The sequence below is a fragment of the Staphylococcus caprae genome (assembly GCF_002902725.1).
GTDB classification, from domain to species: domain Bacteria; phylum Bacillota; class Bacilli; order Staphylococcales; family Staphylococcaceae; genus Staphylococcus; species Staphylococcus caprae.
Genome location: NZ_PPRT01000007.1, coordinates 29,157 through 44,311, shown reverse-complemented (window position 1 = coordinate 44,311; position 15,155 = coordinate 29,157). Strand labels below are relative to the sequence as shown.

25 protein-coding genes are annotated in these 15,155 nt (G+C 35.4%); 1 reads left to right on the top strand and 24 read right to left on the bottom strand.

What is annotated here, in order from left to right:
* The 22 genes from secY to rpsJ form a co-directional block, all read right to left on the bottom strand.
* Entirely contained in the window at positions 1-1,293 is a 1,293-nt protein-coding gene (gene secY, locus CD155_RS01545; protein WP_002443722.1) for a preprotein translocase subunit SecY, read from the bottom strand.
* Positions 1,293-1,733 (bottom strand): 50S ribosomal protein L15, encoded by a 441-nt coding sequence (gene rplO / locus CD155_RS01540; protein ID WP_103212326.1) that lies wholly within the window; start codon positions 1,731-1,733, stop codon positions 1,293-1,295. The genes secY and rplO overlap by 1 nt, the downstream gene beginning before the upstream one ends.
* Before the next feature lie 16 nt (positions 1,734-1,749).
* A complete protein-coding gene (rpmD, locus tag CD155_RS01535) occupies positions 1,750-1,929 on the bottom strand; it encodes a 50S ribosomal protein L30 (RefSeq protein ID WP_002432330.1) in 180 nt (59 codons plus the stop codon).
* A gap of 16 nt (positions 1,930-1,945) precedes the next feature.
* Entirely contained in the window at positions 1,946-2,446 is a 501-nt protein-coding gene (rpsE, locus tag CD155_RS01530; protein ID WP_002443725.1) for a 30S ribosomal protein S5, read from the bottom strand.
* A 20-nt stretch (positions 2,447-2,466) separates the two neighbouring features.
* Positions 2,467-2,829: a 50S ribosomal protein L18 gene (gene rplR, locus CD155_RS01525; RefSeq protein ID WP_103212325.1), complete on the bottom strand. Its 363-nt coding sequence runs from the start codon at positions 2,827-2,829 to the stop codon at positions 2,467-2,469.
* A gap of 31 nt (positions 2,830-2,860) precedes the next feature.
* Positions 2,861-3,397: a 50S ribosomal protein L6 gene (gene rplF, locus CD155_RS01520; protein ID WP_002443729.1), complete on the bottom strand. Its 537-nt coding sequence runs from the start codon at positions 3,395-3,397 to the stop codon at positions 2,861-2,863.
* A 24-nt stretch (positions 3,398-3,421) separates the two neighbouring features.
* Entirely contained in the window at positions 3,422-3,820 is a 399-nt protein-coding gene (gene rpsH / locus CD155_RS01515; protein WP_002432853.1) for a 30S ribosomal protein S8, read from the bottom strand.
* Positions 3,821-3,851: 31 nt separating this feature from the next.
* A complete protein-coding gene (locus CD155_RS01510; RefSeq protein WP_001829713.1) occupies positions 3,852-4,037 on the bottom strand; it encodes a type Z 30S ribosomal protein S14 in 186 nt (61 codons plus the stop codon).
* A gap of 23 nt (positions 4,038-4,060) precedes the next feature.
* The gene (rplE, locus tag CD155_RS01505; protein WP_037541587.1) at positions 4,061-4,600 is read right to left on the bottom strand and encodes a 50S ribosomal protein L5; all 540 of its coding nucleotides are present in this window, start codon (positions 4,598-4,600) and stop codon (positions 4,061-4,063) included.
* Between the two features lie 25 nt (positions 4,601-4,625).
* Complete coding sequence (gene rplX, locus CD155_RS01500) at positions 4,626-4,943, bottom strand: 50S ribosomal protein L24 (protein ID WP_002443733.1); 318 nt, start codon at positions 4,941-4,943, stop codon at positions 4,626-4,628.
* Positions 4,944-4,983: 40 nt separating this feature from the next.
* The gene (gene rplN / locus CD155_RS01495) at positions 4,984-5,352 is read right to left on the bottom strand and encodes a 50S ribosomal protein L14 (protein ID WP_002432661.1); all 369 of its coding nucleotides are present in this window, start codon (positions 5,350-5,352) and stop codon (positions 4,984-4,986) included.
* Between the two features lie 30 nt (positions 5,353-5,382).
* Positions 5,383-5,646, bottom strand: coding sequence for a 30S ribosomal protein S17 (gene rpsQ, locus CD155_RS01490; RefSeq protein ID WP_002432741.1), 264 nt, complete (start codon positions 5,644-5,646; stop codon positions 5,383-5,385).
* Positions 5,647-5,670: 24 nt separating this feature from the next.
* Positions 5,671-5,880, bottom strand: a complete 210-nt coding sequence (rpmC, locus tag CD155_RS01485) for a 50S ribosomal protein L29 (protein WP_000644737.1) — start codon at positions 5,878-5,880, stop codon at positions 5,671-5,673.
* A complete protein-coding gene (rplP, locus tag CD155_RS01480; RefSeq protein WP_002432945.1) occupies positions 5,870-6,304 on the bottom strand; it encodes a 50S ribosomal protein L16 in 435 nt (144 codons plus the stop codon). The genes rpmC and rplP overlap by 11 nt, the downstream gene beginning before the upstream one ends.
* A gap of 2 nt (positions 6,305-6,306) precedes the next feature.
* The gene (gene rpsC, locus CD155_RS01475; RefSeq protein ID WP_002443735.1) at positions 6,307-6,960 is read right to left on the bottom strand and encodes a 30S ribosomal protein S3; all 654 of its coding nucleotides are present in this window, start codon (positions 6,958-6,960) and stop codon (positions 6,307-6,309) included.
* 24 nt (positions 6,961-6,984) lie between these two features.
* Positions 6,985-7,338 carry a 50S ribosomal protein L22 gene (gene rplV / locus CD155_RS01470; protein ID WP_103212324.1) on the bottom strand — a complete coding sequence of 118 codons (354 nt, stop codon included), beginning with the start codon at positions 7,336-7,338 and terminating at the stop codon, positions 6,985-6,987.
* 28 nt (positions 7,339-7,366) lie between these two features.
* Positions 7,367-7,645 (bottom strand): 30S ribosomal protein S19, encoded by a 279-nt coding sequence (gene rpsS, locus CD155_RS01465; RefSeq protein ID WP_001829710.1) that lies wholly within the window; start codon positions 7,643-7,645, stop codon positions 7,367-7,369.
* A 67-nt stretch (positions 7,646-7,712) separates the two neighbouring features.
* Positions 7,713-8,546 (bottom strand): 50S ribosomal protein L2, encoded by an 834-nt coding sequence (gene rplB, locus CD155_RS01460; RefSeq protein WP_002443747.1) that lies wholly within the window; start codon positions 8,544-8,546, stop codon positions 7,713-7,715.
* A gap of 31 nt (positions 8,547-8,577) precedes the next feature.
* Positions 8,578-8,853: a 50S ribosomal protein L23 gene (gene rplW, locus CD155_RS01455; protein WP_002443749.1), complete on the bottom strand. Its 276-nt coding sequence runs from the start codon at positions 8,851-8,853 to the stop codon at positions 8,578-8,580.
* The gene (gene rplD / locus CD155_RS01450) at positions 8,853-9,476 is read right to left on the bottom strand and encodes a 50S ribosomal protein L4 (protein ID WP_002443752.1); all 624 of its coding nucleotides are present in this window, start codon (positions 9,474-9,476) and stop codon (positions 8,853-8,855) included. The genes rplW and rplD overlap by 1 nt, the downstream gene beginning before the upstream one ends.
* A gap of 29 nt (positions 9,477-9,505) precedes the next feature.
* A complete protein-coding gene (gene rplC, locus CD155_RS01445) occupies positions 9,506-10,168 on the bottom strand; it encodes a 50S ribosomal protein L3 (protein WP_002443755.1) in 663 nt (220 codons plus the stop codon).
* Positions 10,169-10,195: 27 nt separating this feature from the next.
* Positions 10,196-10,504, bottom strand: coding sequence for a 30S ribosomal protein S10 (gene rpsJ / locus CD155_RS01440; protein ID WP_001118667.1), 309 nt, complete (start codon positions 10,502-10,504; stop codon positions 10,196-10,198).
* A gap of 354 nt (positions 10,505-10,858) precedes the next feature.
* Here rpsJ and CD155_RS01435 point away from each other — a divergent pair, with 354 nt between their 5' ends.
* Entirely contained in the window at positions 10,859-11,263 is a 405-nt protein-coding gene (locus CD155_RS01435; protein WP_002443757.1) for a hypothetical protein, read from the top strand.
* Positions 11,264-11,322: 59 nt separating this feature from the next.
* Here the strand turns inward: CD155_RS01435 and CD155_RS01430 are convergent, their stop codons facing one another.
* Together CD155_RS01430 and CD155_RS01425 are read right to left on the bottom strand one after the other, a co-directional pair.
* Positions 11,323-12,657 carry an NCS2 family permease gene (locus tag CD155_RS01430; RefSeq protein ID WP_002443759.1) on the bottom strand — a complete coding sequence of 445 codons (1,335 nt, stop codon included), beginning with the start codon at positions 12,655-12,657 and terminating at the stop codon, positions 11,323-11,325.
* Between the two features lie 112 nt (positions 12,658-12,769).
* Positions 12,770-14,905 carry a DNA topoisomerase III gene (locus CD155_RS01425; protein ID WP_103212323.1) on the bottom strand — a complete coding sequence of 712 codons (2,136 nt, stop codon included), beginning with the start codon at positions 14,903-14,905 and terminating at the stop codon, positions 12,770-12,772.
* Positions 14,906-15,155 lie beyond the last annotated feature (250 nt).

Below are 15,155 nucleotides of genomic sequence, written 5' to 3'. Positions count from 1 at the left end.
TTATCTACCACCAAAGCCTTTGTATTCTTTTTGACTTACTTGAGCTTCTAATGTCTTCATAGTTTCTATAGCTACACCGATAACGATTAATAAACTTGTACCACCAATTTGAATTGATTGTGGTAAGCCCATAAATTTAGTTGCTATAATCGGCAAAATTGCTATAGCTGCTAAGAATATAGAACCAACAAATGTCAATCTGTAAAGAACTTTAGTAATATATTTTTTTGTTTGTTCACCAGGTCTAATGCCTGGGACATAACTACCTTGTTTTTTAAGGTTATCAGCCATTTTTTCCGGATTAACTTGTACAAATGCATAGAAATACGCAAATGCAATAATTAATACGATATATACAATCATTCCAATATTACTTGAAGGATTGGCAGTATCAGCAATATTCTGTGCCCATTCAGCTTTAGGGAAGAATAATGTTAACGTTCTTGGTAATAAGAAAAATGCCATCGCAAAGATTACTGGAATAACACCTGCTGAGTTAACTTTTAAAGGTAGATAAGTTGCTTGTGAGCCTAATCGTTGAGCAGATTGTTTCTTCGCATATTGAATAGGGATCTTACGTTTAGCTTCAAGTACAAAAATAGCACCAACTGTTAATAAAATTAATGCTACAACTAAACCTACAATTTTTAACCATGCTAATGAAGTATCATCTTGACCAACAAATAGAGATTGGCCAAATTGTTCAATACTTGATGGTAAAGTTGATAAAATCCCAGCAAAGATGATAAGAGAAATACCATTACCAACACCAAACTGAGTGATTTGGTCACCAAGCCAAATTAAGAAAGCTGTTCCTGCTGTTAAAACAACTGCAATCAATAAATAACTCATAACTGATTTATCAATAATCAGTTGTCCTTTGAGATAATTATTGAACTGAAAAGCCATACCTATTGATTGGATAAAAGCTAAAATAATAGCGAAATAACGTGTTACATTATTAATTTTTCTTCTACCCATTTCACCTTGTTTAGCCCATTCTGTAAACTTAGGCACTATATCCATTTGCAATAATTGCATAACGATGGATGCGGTGATATAGGGCATAATACCCATCGCAAATATTGAGAAACGTTTCAAGGCACCGCCACCAAAAGTATTTAATAACTCAGTGGCACCTTGAGAACCTTGTGGATGGTTAAATGCTTCAGGATTAACTCCTGGAGCAGGAATATACGTTCCTATTTTAAAAATAACTAACATTGCTAGAGTGAAGAAAATCTTGTTACGCACTTCCTTAGTTGTAAAGAAACGCACAAGCGTTTGAAACATTAGATCACCTCGTGTGCTCCACCTTTAGCATCAATAGCTTCTGCTGCTGAAGCTGAGAATTTATGAGCTTTCACTGTTAATTTTTTATCAAGTGAACCATTACCTAGTACTTTGATACCAGATTTTTCATTCTTAACAACACCAGATTCTACTAGTAAAGCTGGAGTTACTTCAGTACCATCTTCAAATTTATTAAGTTGGTCTAAGTTAACAATAGCATATTCTTTACGGTTAATGTTAGTGAAACCACGTTTTGGTAAACGACGGAATAAAGGTAATTGTCCACCTTCAAATCCTGGTCTTACTTTACCACCTGAACGTGCTTTTTGACCTTTTTGACCACGGCCACTAGTTTTACCGTTACCAGTTGCAGCACCACGACCTACACGATTACATACACGGCGTGATCCTTCTGCTGCTTTTAACTCATGTAATTTCATTTCGGCACCTCCTTAATTATTTTTCTTCAATTGTTAATAAATGTTTAACTTTGTTGATTTGCCCACGAATAGCAGGGTTATCTTCAACAACTACTGAACTATTAGTTTTTTTAAGACCTAATGCTTCAACAGTTTTACGTTGTGTTTCAGGACGACCAATAACACTACGAGTGAGGGTAATTTGTAATTTAGCCATAACTTATTTTCCCTCCTTAATTGTATAATTCTTCTACAGATTTGCCACGTAATTTAGCAACATCTTCTGCATTTTTTAAGTTTTGTAAACCATTGATAGTTGCACGAACCATGTTAATAGGAGTGTTAGATCCTAATGATTTACTTAAGATATCAGTAATTCCTGCTAACTCTAATACGGCACGAACTGGTCCACCAGCGATTACCCCAGTACCAGGTGCAGCTGGTTTCATGAATACGCTACCTGAACCGTAGCGACCAGTGATAGTGTGAGGAGTTGTACCTTCAACACGTGGAACAACTACTAAATCTTTTTTCGCTGCTTCTACAGCTTTTTTGATTGCTTCAGGTACCTCTTGTGCTTTACCAGTACCGAAACCTACACGACCTTTTTTATCACCTACAACTACTAATGCAGTGAAACGGAAACGACGACCACCTTTTACTACTTTAGCAACACGGTTAATCGTAACAACGCGTTCTTCAAATTCTTTAGTTTCTTCTTCTCTACGAGCCATGAATGTGTCCCTCCTTTAAATTAAAATTCTAATCCGCTTTCTCTAGCTGCTTCTGCTAAAGCTTTTACACGTCCGTGATATAAATAACCTCCACGGTCGAATACGATTTCTTTAATACCTTTATCGCTTGCTTTTTTAGCAATTGCTTGACCTACTTTAGTTGATAAATCAACTTTTGATGTAGATTCACTAGCAATATCTTTATCTTGAGATGAAGCTTGAGCTAAAGTTTCGCCTTTAACGTCATCAATAATTTGAGCATAGATGTGTTTGTTTGAACGATACACATTTAAACGTGGCTTTTCAGCTGTACCTGATAATTTAGCACGAACACGAGCATGTCTTTTCAAACGTACTTTGTTTTTATCAATTTTACTGATCATTTCAATACTCCTTTCTTTAGAGTGTTATCTATTATTTACCAGTTTTACCTTCTTTACGGCGAACATATTCACCTTGGTAACGAATACCTTTACCTTTATAAGGTTCTGGAGGTCTTACTGAACGGATGTTAGATGCGATAGCACCAACTTGTTCTTTAGAAACACCAGATACTTTAACAGTTGTGTTTTTCTCAACAGCAAAAGTAATACCGTCTTCAGCTTTAATTTCTACTGGGTGAGAATAACCAACATTTAGTACTAAGTCATTACCTTGCATTTGAGCACGGTAACCAACACCAACAAGTTCAAGTGTTTTTTCGAAACCTTGAGAAACACCTAGTACCATATTATTTAATAAAGCACGAGTTGTACCATGGTCTGTTCTGTCTTCTTTAGAATCAGATGGTCTTACAACTTCAACTGTGTTTTCTTCTTGTTTGAATGTCATTCTTTCATTTAAAGTTCTTGCTAATTCACCTTTAGGACCTTTAACAGTTACATGATTACCATCAAAAGTTACTGTTACGTCACTAGGGATGTCAATAATTTTCTTACCAACACGACTCATGTTATGGCACCTCCTTATTAATTATTACCAAACGTATGCGATAATTTCTCCGCCAACGTTACGTTTTCTTGCTTCTTTATCAGTGATAACACCTTCAGAAGTTGAAACTAATGCGATACCTAAACCGTTTAATACTTTAGGTACTTCATTTGCTTTAGCATAAACACGTAAACCAGGTTTTGAGATACGTTTTAATCCTGTGATAACACGTTCATTGTTTTGACCATATTTTAAGAATAAACGAATAACACCTTGTTTATCGTCTTCTACGTATTCAACGTTTTTAATGAAACCTTCGTTTTTTAAGATTTCAGCAATTTCTTTTTTAATATTAGATGCAGGTAATTCTAACTTCTCGTGACGAACCATGTTTGCATTTCTAACACGAGTAAGCATATCTGCGATTGGATCTGTCATTGTCATTGATTGTTGCCTCCTTTCAGACTCTTAATTATTACCAGCTAGCTTTACGTACGCCAGGAATTTGGCCTTTATAAGCTAATTCACGGAAACAAATACGGCATAATTTAAATTTACGATATACAGAATGTGGACGACCACAGCGTTCACAACGAGTGTATTCACGAACAGCGAATTTTTGTTTTTTTTGTTGCTTAGCAACCATTGAAGTTTTAGCCACTTAATTAGCCTCCTTTTTAGAGATTATTTACGAAATGGCATACCGAAGTTTGATAACAATTCACGAGCTTCCTCGTCAGTGTTAGCAGTAGTTACGATAACAATATCCATTCCTCTAACTTTAGTTACTTTATCATAGTCAATTTCAGGGAAAATTAATTGTTCTTTAATACCTAATGTGTAGTTACCACGTCCATCGAATGCTGTTTTTGAAACACCTTGGAAGTCACGTACACGAGGTAATGATACTGCAATAAGTTTATCTAAGAATTCATACATTCTTTCACCGCGAAGTGTAACTTTTGCACCGATTGGCATACCTTCACGTAAACGGAATGTTGCAACTGATTTTTTTGCTTTTGTTACTAATGGTTTTTGACCAGTGATTAATTCTAACTCTTCAACAGCATTATCTAATACTTTAGAGTTTTGAACTGCGTCACCTACACCCATGTTCACAACGATTTTTTCAATTTTAGGTACTTCCATTACTGAACTGTAATTGAATTTTTTCACTAAGTTCTCAGTAACTTCAGAATTGTACTTTTCTTTTAAACGGTTCAAAGTGGATCCTCCTTTCAACTAGTTATTAATTATTAGATTTGATTTCTTCGCCTGATTTTTTAGCAACGCGAACTTTTTTACCATCAACTGTTTTGTATCCTACACGTGTAGGTTCGTTAGTTTTAGGGTCTAATAATTGTACGTTAGAAACATGGATTGCTGCCTCTGTTTCTAAGATTCCACCTTCAGGATTTAATTGAGTTGGTTTTTGGTGTTTCTTAATTACGTTAACACCTTCCACAACGACACGGTCTTTTTTAGGTTCAGTAGCAACTACTTTACCTTCTTTACCTTTGTCTTTACCTGCGATAACTTTTACGTTGTCACCTTTTTTGATATGCATGTGGGCACCTCCTTAAATAGTATGATTGGTTAAATTTGTATTAAAGTACTTCTGGTGCTAATGATACGATTTTCATGAAGTTACCTTCACGTAGTTCACGAGCAACAGGACCAAAGATACGAGTACCACGTGGGCCTTTGTCATCACGGATGATAACACATGCATTTTCATCAAATTTGATATATGAACCGTCGTTACGACGAACACCTGATTTAGTACGAACTACAACAGCTTTGACAACGTCGCCTTTTTTAACAACGCCACCTGGTGTTGCATTTTTAACAGTACATACGATAATATCACCGATATTCGCTGTTTTGCGACCAGATCCACCTAATACTTTAATTGTAAGAACTTCACGAGCACCAGAGTTGTCTGCTACTTTTAAACGTGTTTCTTGTTGGATCATTCGTTAAACCTCCCTTATCTCTAATCTTGATTAAATAATTACTGACTCTTCAACAATTTCTACTAAACGAAAACGTTTTGTTGCTGATAAAGGACGAGTTTCTTGAATTTTAACAATGTCTCCTAATTTAGCTGAATTGTTTTCATCATGAGTTTTGTATTTTTTAGAGTATTTTACTCGTTTACCGTATAATTTGTGAGTTTTGTAAGTTTCTACAAGAACTGTAATCGTTTTGTCCATTTTGTCTGAAACAACTCTACCTACATACACTTTACGATCGTTTCTTTCGCTCACTTTTGTAACCTCCTCTTTCGATTATTATTGATTAGCCTTACTTTGTTCAATTTCTCTTTCACGAGCAACAGTTTTTAGACGTGCAATCGTTTTTCTTACTGTGCGAATACGTGCAGTTTCTTCTAATTGACCTGTAGCTAACTGAAAGCGTAGGTTAAAAAGCTCTTCTTTTGAAGATTTGATTTGTTCTTCGATTTCTGAAGTGGTTAAGTCTCTAATTTCCTTAGCTTTCATTTGTTTCACCACCCAATTCTTCACGTTTTACAAACTTAGTTTTTACTGGAAGTTTGTGACTTGCTAAACGTAATGCTTCACGTGCAACTTCTTCAGATACACCAGCTACTTCGAATAAGATTCTACCAGGTTTAACGACTGCAATCCAGCCTTCAACCGCACCTTTACCAGCACCCATACGTACTTCTAAAGGTTTTTTAGTATACGGTGTATGAGGGAAGATTTTAATCCAAACTTTCCCACCACGTTTCATGTAACGTGTCATTGCAATACGAGCAGATTCGATTTGACGAGAAGTGATCCAAGACGTTGTAGTAGCTTGTAAACCATACTCACCAAATGTTACATAGTTACCGCCTTTAGAACGACCAGTTGTTTTTGGACGATGTTGACGACGATATTTTACACGTTTTGGTAGTAACATTATTATTTTCCTCCTTCACTAGTGTTCTTAGTAGGAAGAACTTCTCCACGATAAATCCATACTTTAACGCCTAATTTACCATAAGTAGTATCAGCTTCAGCGTGTGCGTAATCAATGTCAGCACGTAATGTATGAAGTGGGACAGTTCCTTCTGAATATTGTTCAGCACGAGCGATGTCAGCTCCGCCTAAACGACCTGATACTTGAGTTTTAATACCTTTAGCACCAAGTTTCATAGCTCTTGTAATAGCTTGTTTTTGTACACGACGGAATGAAGCACGGTTTTCTAATTGACGTGCGATATTTTCAGCTACTAAACGAGCATCGATATCAACTTTTTTGATTTCAATTACGTTAATGTGTACTTTCTTATCAGTTAAAGCGTTTAATTTGTTACGAAGTTTTTCAATTTCTGAACCGCCTTTACCAATAACCATACCTGGTTTACCAGTATGAATTGCGATGTTGATGCGGTTAGCAGCACGTTCGATATCTACGTGAGAAACTGATGCTTCTTTTAATTCATTATCAATAAATTTACGGATTTTTAAATCTTCGTGTAATAGTGAAGCGAAGTCTTTTTCAGCATACCATTTAGCTTCCCAGTCACGGATGATTCCGACACGAAGTCCGATTGGATTAATTTTTTGACCCACAGTATTCCCTCCTTAGAAAGTTTATTAAGCTTCTTTAGCTTCTTCTTTACCGTCACTTACGACGATTGTAATGTGGCTTGTACGTTTGTTAACTGCACTTGCACGACCTTGTGCACGTGGGCGGAAACGTTTTAAAGTTGGTCCTTCATTTGCATATGCTTCTTTGACAACTAATTCATCTGTGTTCATGTCATAGTTATGCTCTGCATTTGCTAAAGCGGACATTAATACTTTTTCAATTACTGGTGATGAAGCTTTGTTTGTTAATTTTAAAATAGCAATAGCTTCAGCAGCATTTTTACCTCTGATTAAGTCAAGAACTAATCTAACTTTACGAGGTGCGATTCTTATTGTTCTAGCAACCGCTTTTGCTTCCATTAGGATTTCCTCCTCTACTTATTAAAAATTATCTTCTAGTTTTCTTGTCGTCTGCAGCATGTCCTTTGAATGTACGAGTTGGAGCAAATTCACCTAGTTTGTGACCTACCATATCTTCTGTTACATATACAGGTACATGTTTACGTCCATCGTATACTGCGAAAGTATGACCGATGAAATTAGGGAAAATTGTAGAACGACGAGACCATGTTTTAATTACTTGTTTTTTTTCACTTCCGTCTTGTGCTTCTACTTTTTTCATTAAGTGATCATCGACGAAAGGTCCTTTTTTAATACTACGAGCCATTTGGGCGCCTCCCTTCTTATTGTGTGCGTGCAGCAGTTAAGCCGCACACCCAAATAAGTTGTTATTATTATTTTCTCTTACGTCCACGAACGATAAGTTTATCTGATGATTTTTTACCACGACGTGTTTTCTTACCAAGAGTTGGTTTACCCCATGGTGACATTGGAGATGGTCTACCGATTGGAGCACGACCTTCACCACCACCGTGTGGGTGATCGTTAGGGTTCATTACAGAACCACGTACTGTTGGACGAACGCCTTTCCATCTAGAACGTCCTGCTTTACCAACATTTACAAGTTCATGTTGTAAGTTACCAACTTGACCGATAGTAGCACGGCAAGTAGATAAGATCATACGTACTTCACCAGATCTTAATCTGATTAATACATATTTACCTTCTTTACCTAAAACTTGTGAGCTTGCACCAGCTGAACGAGCAAGTTGTCCGCCTTTTCCTGGTTTTAACTCAATATTGTGGATTACAGTACCTACTGGAATGTTTTGTAATGGTAAAGCATTACCTACTTTGATATCTGCTTCAGCACCACTTTCAACAGTTTGTCCAACTTGTAATCCTTTAGGTGCGATGATATAGCGTTTTTCACCATCAGCGTATACTAATAATGCAATATTTGCTGAACGGTTAGGGTCATATTGAATTGAATCAACTTTAGCAGTGATTCCGTCTTTGTTACGTTTAAAATCGATAACACGGTATTGACGTTTGTGTCCTCCACCATGATGGCGAACAGTCAATTTACCTTGGTTGTTACGTCCCGCTCTTTTCGGTAGCGGTTGTAATAATGACTTTTCAGGTGTTGTCTTTGTGATTTCTGCGAAATCCAAAGTAGTCATATTACGACGACCATTTGTTATTGGCTTATATTTTTTAAGAGCCATTGTCGCTTACCTCCTTATTGGTAATTTATTTTTAGTTAAATAAGTCGATTGAACCTTCTTTTAATTTAACAATCGCTTTTCTTCTTTTGTTTGTATAGCCTTGGTAACGGCCCATACGTTTTTTCTTAGGTTTATAATTCATGATATTTACACTATCAACTTTTACATCGAAGATTTCTTCAACAGCGATTTTAACTTGTGTTTTATTCACACGAGTATCAACATCGAAAGTGTATTTATCTTCTGCCATAGCTTCTGAAGATTTCTCAGTGATTACGGGGCGCTTAAGAATATCTCTTGCATCCATTATCCGAGCACCTCCTCAACTTTTTTAGCAGCAGCTTCAGTGATTACTACACTGTCAGCGCTAGTAATATCTAAAACGTTTAATCCTTGAGCAGTTGTAACTTGTACGCCAGGGATGTTACGTGCTGATAATTCAACATTTACATCTTCGCCTTCAGTAACAACTAATACTTTTTTAGGTTGTTCAAGTGTAGTTAACACATTTTTGAATTCTTTTGTTTTTGGAGCGTCAAAACCAAAAGTATCAACAACAGTGAATCCTTTTTCTTGAACTTTGAAAGATAATGCAGAACGTAATGCTAAACGACGCATTTTCTTAGGCATTTTATATGAATAGCTTCTTGGAGTTGGTCCGAATACGATACCACCACCACGCCATTGTGGAGCACGGATAGTACCTTGACGTGCACGACCTGTTCCTTTTTGTCTCCATGGTTTACGTCCACCACCACGTACAGCTGAACGATTCTTAACAGAATGTGTACCTTGGCGTAATGACGCACGTTGTAAATTAATAGCTTCGAAAAGAACGCTATTATTTGGTTCGATAGCGAATACTGCATCGCTTAATTCAACTGAACCTGATTTAGATCCGTCTACTTTTAAAACATCATAATTAGCCATTATGCAATTTCCTCCTTTCGCTTTTTAAATTATTTGTTACCTTTTTTGATTGAAGTAGTAATTTCTACTAAACCTTTTTTAGGTCCAGGTACATTACCTTTAACTAAAATAACGCTATTTTCAGTGTCGACTTGTACGACTTCTAAGTTTTGAACTGTAACAGTGTTTCCACCCATACGGCCTGGCATTTTTTGACCTTTAAATACTCTTGAAGCATCTGAAGCCATACCTACAGAACCTGGTGCTCTGTGGAAATGAGAACCGTGTGCCATCGGTCCACGAGCTTGTCCGTGACGTTTAATTGCACCTTGGAAACCTTTACCTTTTGAAACGCCTGTAACATCAATGATGTCGCCAGTTTCAAAAGTATCTACTGAGACTTCTTGACCTACTTCGTATTCATCAACGTTAACGTTGCGGAATTCACGAATGAAGCGCTTAGGTGCTGTGTCAGCTTTTTTAGCGTGACCTTCAGCTGGTTTATTTGCATATTTATTAGATTTAGAACCTTTTTTGTATGCTTGTTTGTCTTCAAATCCTACTTGAATTGCGTTGTATCCATCAACTTCTTCAGTTTTCTTTTGTAATACAACGTTTTGGCTAGCTTCTACTACTGTTACTGGGATTAATTCACCGTTTTCACCGAAAACTTGTGTCATCCCGATTTTTCTTCCTAAGATTCCTTTGGTCATCGAAAGTCCACCTCCTAAATTTTTCTATTATAATTTAATTTCGATGTCTACACCTGATGGTAAGTTTAAGCCCATTAGAGCATCAACTGTTTTAGGTGTTGGGTTAACAATATCGATTAAACGTTTATGAGTACGTTGTTCGAATTGTTCACGAGAATCTTTATACTTATGCACGGCACGAATAATTGTATAAACTGATTTTTCAGTTGGTAACGGAATTGGTCCAGACACGTCTGCACCAGAACGTTTTGCAGTTTCAACAATTTTCTCTGCTGATTGATCGATAACACGATGATCATAAGCTTTTAATCTGATTCTGATTTTTTGTTTTGCCATAATTTTCCCTCCTTATTCGTCTACATTTAAGTGATAGACTTCTCCACGAAAACTATCTCACACAACGCCATGGCAAAGCGGCCGGGTGTGTCAGTAACCTTTCGCTTCATCGCTTTTCTTAAAGTCCAACATTAGATATATTACATGAAAAACACTGATAAATCAAGGTTTTCCAGTAACTTTCTATATATCTGTCTAACACATACTTGATTATTGTACTTGAAATAGAGTGGTTGTTCAACCGTTTTATTGAAATTTTTTACTTTTAATTTATCTCTCTGTCGAATTTGAAAACATATTAATATATTTATAATGGTAGGTTTTATATAATAGGAAGAGAATAGGAGTGATTTAATGAAAAATGGAGTTAAAATAACTTTAGCGATTTTGGGTGTATTTCTTATCATTTGTGAATTTTTCTATGGCATTCCATTTTTAGGTGGCAGTGTCATCATGAGTTTTGGCTGGCAACCTTTATTATTTAATGCCTTACTTTATTTCATCATTACAATCATTTTACTTGTAGATAGTCAAAACGCCATAAAACCTATGGTTATTATACCAATCGTTGGTCTTGTAGGTTCATTTATGGCATTTATACCTTTTGTGGGCATGATTATTCATTGGATTTTATTCTTCTTAATGATTTTCTTTGTCTTTATCGTATTATCTGCTCCAACCTATCTACCAAATAAAGATGCTAAAGTGATATATACTCAATATAAAAATCAGCACAAAGACGAATATGATAATAAATAATTCTATTTCTATAGTATAAAATGGTCGGAACCTAGAGAAGGAACCGACCATTTTCTTTATTATTTATGAACAAATACAAAGTAAAGAATAAATAAAGCCATTAATACGTACATAATTGGATGTACTTCTTTGTGTCTTTTTGAAATGAGCATTGTAAGTGGATAGAATATAAACCCACATGCAATACCGGTAGCTATCGAATAAGATAATGGCATCATAATAATAGTAATAAACGCTGGAACTGCAACCTCAAAACGTTTCCAATTAATTTCAGCAAAATTAGATGCCATGAGTACACCTACTACTACAAGTGCTGGTGTCGTTACGGCACTTGTCACAACCTCAATGAGTGGACTAAAGAATAAAGCGAGTAAGAAACAAATACCAGTTACAATACTTGCAAATCCTGTTCGTGCCCCCACTGCCACACCAGAAGTAGATTCTATGTATGACGTTGTAGTTGTTGTACCAAAGATAGCTCCGACAATCGTTGCTAATGAATCAGAGAATAAAGCTCTACCCGCTCTTGGCAACTTATTATCTTTCATCATACCTGCTTGAGTTGCTACTGCTACTAAAGTTCCAGCAGTATCAAAGAAATCAATAAATAAGAAAGTAAGAATGACGATTAAAAATTGTACCGTAAATAATTGTCCTGGATCTTTAAATGATTCAAATGCAGCACCAAAAGTAGGTTTAATACTTGGTATATCTCCAATAACTCCAGATGGTGCATGAATTTGACCAGTTAACATACCAGCGATAGCTGTAATAATCATACCTATAAAAATAGAACCTGGAACTTTTTTAGTGTATAAAATCACAGTTACTATAATACCAAAAATCGCTAGAAGCACTGGTGCTTTAGTTAAATGTCCTAGTGTAACTAATGTAGAATCATTTTTAATGATGATTCCAGAACTTTGAAGTCCAACAAAGGTAATGAATAATCCGATACCTGCTGAAACAGCCATTTTCATTTGATAAGGTATGGCATTAATGATGATTTCCCTTAATCCGGTTACAGTGAGGATGGCAAAGAATATTCCTGAGAAGAGAACGCCAGTTAAACCAACTTTCCACGGAATACCCATTGTGAGTACGACTGTAAATGCGAAGAAGGCATTTAAACCCATCCCCGGCGCCAAAGCTATTGGATACTTAGCGATGAGTCCCATAAATAACGAACCAACAAATGCTGCTAATGCAGTTGCTACAAATATCGCACCTTGGTCCATCTTCATATCGCTCGAAATACCTTTAACTCCTGCTAAGCTTAAAACTTGAGGGTTTACAGCAAGAATATAAGCCATTGACAAGAATGTTGTAATGCCGCCTAAAATTTCATTTTTGTAATTTGTTCCATACTTATCGAACTGAAAGTATTTTTTCACGGTAAATGCTCCTTTATTTGAAATACTTTAATATTTTAATACCTATATTCGTAAAAAACAATACTAAACGCGAACTTTTAATTTTAATCTCATGATTTTGTTCGCTATTTATCTACAATTTCAAATTTTTCAAAGCATCTTTGAAAGGATTATTATCTATTTCTTCCTGATTTCCCATATATTTTTTCATCTCTTTACGAGAAACTTTACCGCTGGATTTTTCTTTCATACGTTTATCCATTTGAGCTTGGGTTTCAGAATGCCCACATACACATCGATATACCGCTTCTTTCCCTCTACCAAATAACGTCATTTTTTTCTTACAATTTGGACAGCGTGCATTAGTCTTACGCTGAACATTTTTCTTCGTTTTGCATGAAGGATCCTGACAAACTAACATTTGTCCATTTTTAGTTTTTACTTTAATCATAAATTTACCGCATGTAGGACACTCGGTTGTAGTTAAGTTATCATGTTTATATTTTTGTTCACTTTTTTTAATTTTCTGCACTATATCTTTAGTAAAATGCTTCATTTCATCCATAAATTTCTTTGAATTATATCGGCCCTTTTCAATTTGTGTAAGTTTTTCTTCCCATTGGGCCGTTAACAATGGTGAAGTTAATTCACTTGGCGCTAATTCTAATATCTGTTTCCCTTTGGATGTTACTTTAATTTTACCATCACGTACTTCAAGTGCATTCATATTAAACAGTTTATCGATGATGTCAGCGCGTGTTGCGACAGTACCAATTCCACCTGTTTGTTTGAGAGTTTGAGCATATTTTTTATTATCCAACTGAATATAGTTTTGAGGATTTTCCATTGCTTTCAATAATGAACCTTCATTAAAGTATTCAGGCGGTTTAGTTTCATGCTCATGTATATCAACTTTTTGAACTTTAAACTGTTGTCCAATCACAAATTGATGTGATTTTGATGGCTGTAATGTATCTTCTTTTAAGGCTTTGAATCCTAATTGTTTAGGGATATTCTCTTTTAAACTGAACATCAAATCGCCCACTTCAAAGTTAACCGTCACGCCTTCATACTCGTATGGTTTCATTAAAGATTCTAGAAATCTTTCAACAATAAGCATGTAGATTTTAAATTCTCTTTGGCTCAGTTGTTCGAGAGATGGTCTCACTTCAGTTGGTATAATCGCATGGTGATCTGATACCTTACTATCATTAAATATAGACATTTTAGGTGAGAATGATTGACCAATAAGTTCACGCACATGAGATTTATAATTTGTTGCAAGCAAAGCTTGTAAACGTTCTTTAATTGTACTTACCATATCATGTGTTAAATAATTAGAATCTGTACGTGGATACGTTACAATCTTATGTCGTTCATATAAATGTTGTAATGTGTTCAATGTTTCTTTAGGCCCCATTTTGAAACGACGATACGCATCTTGTTGTATATCTGTTAAATTGTATAGCTGTTGAGGATACAACTTCTTGTGCTTGGATTTTACATCTATTACTTTCCCCTCTTGATTCTTCACTTGTTGTTCAATCGTTTCTAGGTCTTCTTTATTTTTAAAATGCTTTTGCGTATTAAACGTGAACTCATATCCATCTACTTTAATTGAGAGCGTATAATATTTTTCAGGTTGAAAATGATTAATGTCATCTTGTCTGGACTGAACGAGTTGAATGGTTGGTGTTTGTACACGACCTAAAGATAATTGTGCATCGTATTTCGTCGTTAATGCACGTGTCGCATTAATCCCTACTATCCAATCCGCTTCACTACGAGCTAATGCCGCATGATACAGACTATTATATGCTCGACCATCTTTTAAATGTTTAAATCCTTCTTGTATTGCCTTTTTCGTTACAGAACTAATCCATAAGCGCTGAATAGGCTTTTTATTTCCAACTTTATCTAGAATAAGTCTTGCTACAAGTTCACCTTCGCGTCCTGCATCCGTCGCAATAATAATATCTTTTACTTTTTTATCTAATATTAATGACTTAACAATTTTAAATTGTTTACTTGTTTTACCAATAACTATCGTTTTCATATATTTAGGAATAATCGGTAAATCTTCAAGTTTCCACTCTTTATATGACGCATCATATTGTTCTGGTGTCGCATTTGTGACCAAGTGTCCTAGAGCCCAAGTCACTATATATTTTTCGTTCTCGATATAGCCATTCTTTTTATTTTTAATATGAAGTGCATCGGCTATGTCTCGCGCTACCGATGGCTTTTCAGCTAATATTAAGGATTTCATCATAACTTCCCTTTCTGAAAATGAATTACATCAATAGTTTATATTAAATAAGTAATGATTTAATTCTTACGGTCATTCTATTTAACACTTTTCATAAATAAACTATCTGATCCATTGATTAGTATTAGTCATATTGTAACATGTGAGTATATCGATAAACTTTTATTTCTCTAGAAATATAATATAATTAAGGAAGAACTTATCGGCAAAATACATTTAAATTAAAGACGTGAGAGACGGAGGTAGATTA

What these genes read in the sequence shown, in the direction of transcription:
- secY (WP_002443722.1), bottom strand. Translation starts at nt 1,293, where the DNA reads ATGTTTCAAACGCTTGTGCGTTTCTTTACAACTAAGGAAGTGCGTAAC.
- rplO (WP_103212326.1), bottom strand. Translation starts at nt 1,733, where the DNA reads ATGAAATTACATGAGTTAAAAGCAGCAGAAGGATCACGCCGTGTATGT.
- rpmD (WP_002432330.1), bottom strand. Translation starts at nt 1,929, where the DNA reads ATGGCTAAATTACAAATTACCCTCACTCGTAGTGTTATTGGTCGTCCT.
- rpsE (WP_002443725.1), bottom strand. Translation starts at nt 2,446, where the DNA reads ATGGCTCGTAGAGAAGAAGAAACTAAAGAATTTGAAGAACGCGTTGTT.
- rplR (WP_103212325.1), bottom strand. Translation starts at nt 2,829, where the DNA reads ATGATCAGTAAAATTGATAAAAACAAAGTACGTTTGAAAAGACATGCT.
- rplF (WP_002443729.1), bottom strand. Translation starts at nt 3,397, where the DNA reads ATGAGTCGTGTTGGTAAGAAAATTATTGACATCCCTAGTGACGTAACA.
- rpsH (WP_002432853.1), bottom strand. Translation starts at nt 3,820, where the DNA reads ATGACAATGACAGATCCAATCGCAGATATGCTTACTCGTGTTAGAAAT.
- rplX (WP_002443733.1), bottom strand. Translation starts at nt 4,943, where the DNA reads ATGCATATCAAAAAAGGTGACAACGTAAAAGTTATCGCAGGTAAAGAC.
- rplN (WP_002432661.1), bottom strand. Translation starts at nt 5,352, where the DNA reads ATGATCCAACAAGAAACACGTTTAAAAGTAGCAGACAACTCTGGTGCT.
- rpmC (WP_000644737.1), bottom strand. Translation starts at nt 5,880, where the DNA reads ATGAAAGCTAAGGAAATTAGAGACTTAACCACTTCAGAAATCGAAGAA.
- rplP (WP_002432945.1), bottom strand. Translation starts at nt 6,304, where the DNA reads ATGTTACTACCAAAACGTGTAAAATATCGTCGTCAACATCGTCCAAAA.
- rplV (WP_103212324.1), bottom strand. Translation starts at nt 7,338, where the DNA reads ATGGAAGCAAAAGCGGTTGCTAGAACAATAAGAATCGCACCTCGTAAA.
- rpsS (WP_001829710.1), bottom strand. Translation starts at nt 7,645, where the DNA reads ATGGCTCGTAGTATTAAAAAAGGACCTTTCGTCGATGATCACTTAATG.
- rplB (WP_002443747.1), bottom strand. Translation starts at nt 8,546, where the DNA reads ATGGCTCTTAAAAAATATAAGCCAATAACAAATGGTCGTCGTAATATG.
- rplW (WP_002443749.1), bottom strand. Translation starts at nt 8,853, where the DNA reads ATGGATGCAAGAGATATTCTTAAGCGCCCCGTAATCACTGAGAAATCT.
- rplD (WP_002443752.1), bottom strand. Translation starts at nt 9,476, where the DNA reads ATGGCTAATTATGATGTTTTAAAAGTAGACGGATCTAAATCAGGTTCA.
- rplC (WP_002443755.1), bottom strand. Translation starts at nt 10,168, where the DNA reads ATGACCAAAGGAATCTTAGGAAGAAAAATCGGGATGACACAAGTTTTC.
- rpsJ (WP_001118667.1), bottom strand. Translation starts at nt 10,504, where the DNA reads ATGGCAAAACAAAAAATCAGAATCAGATTAAAAGCTTATGATCATCGT.
- CD155_RS01435 (WP_002443757.1), top strand. Translation starts at nt 10,859, where the DNA reads ATGAAAAATGGAGTTAAAATAACTTTAGCGATTTTGGGTGTATTTCTT.
- CD155_RS01425 (WP_103212323.1), bottom strand. Translation starts at nt 14,905, where the DNA reads ATGAAATCCTTAATATTAGCTGAAAAGCCATCGGTAGCGCGAGACATA.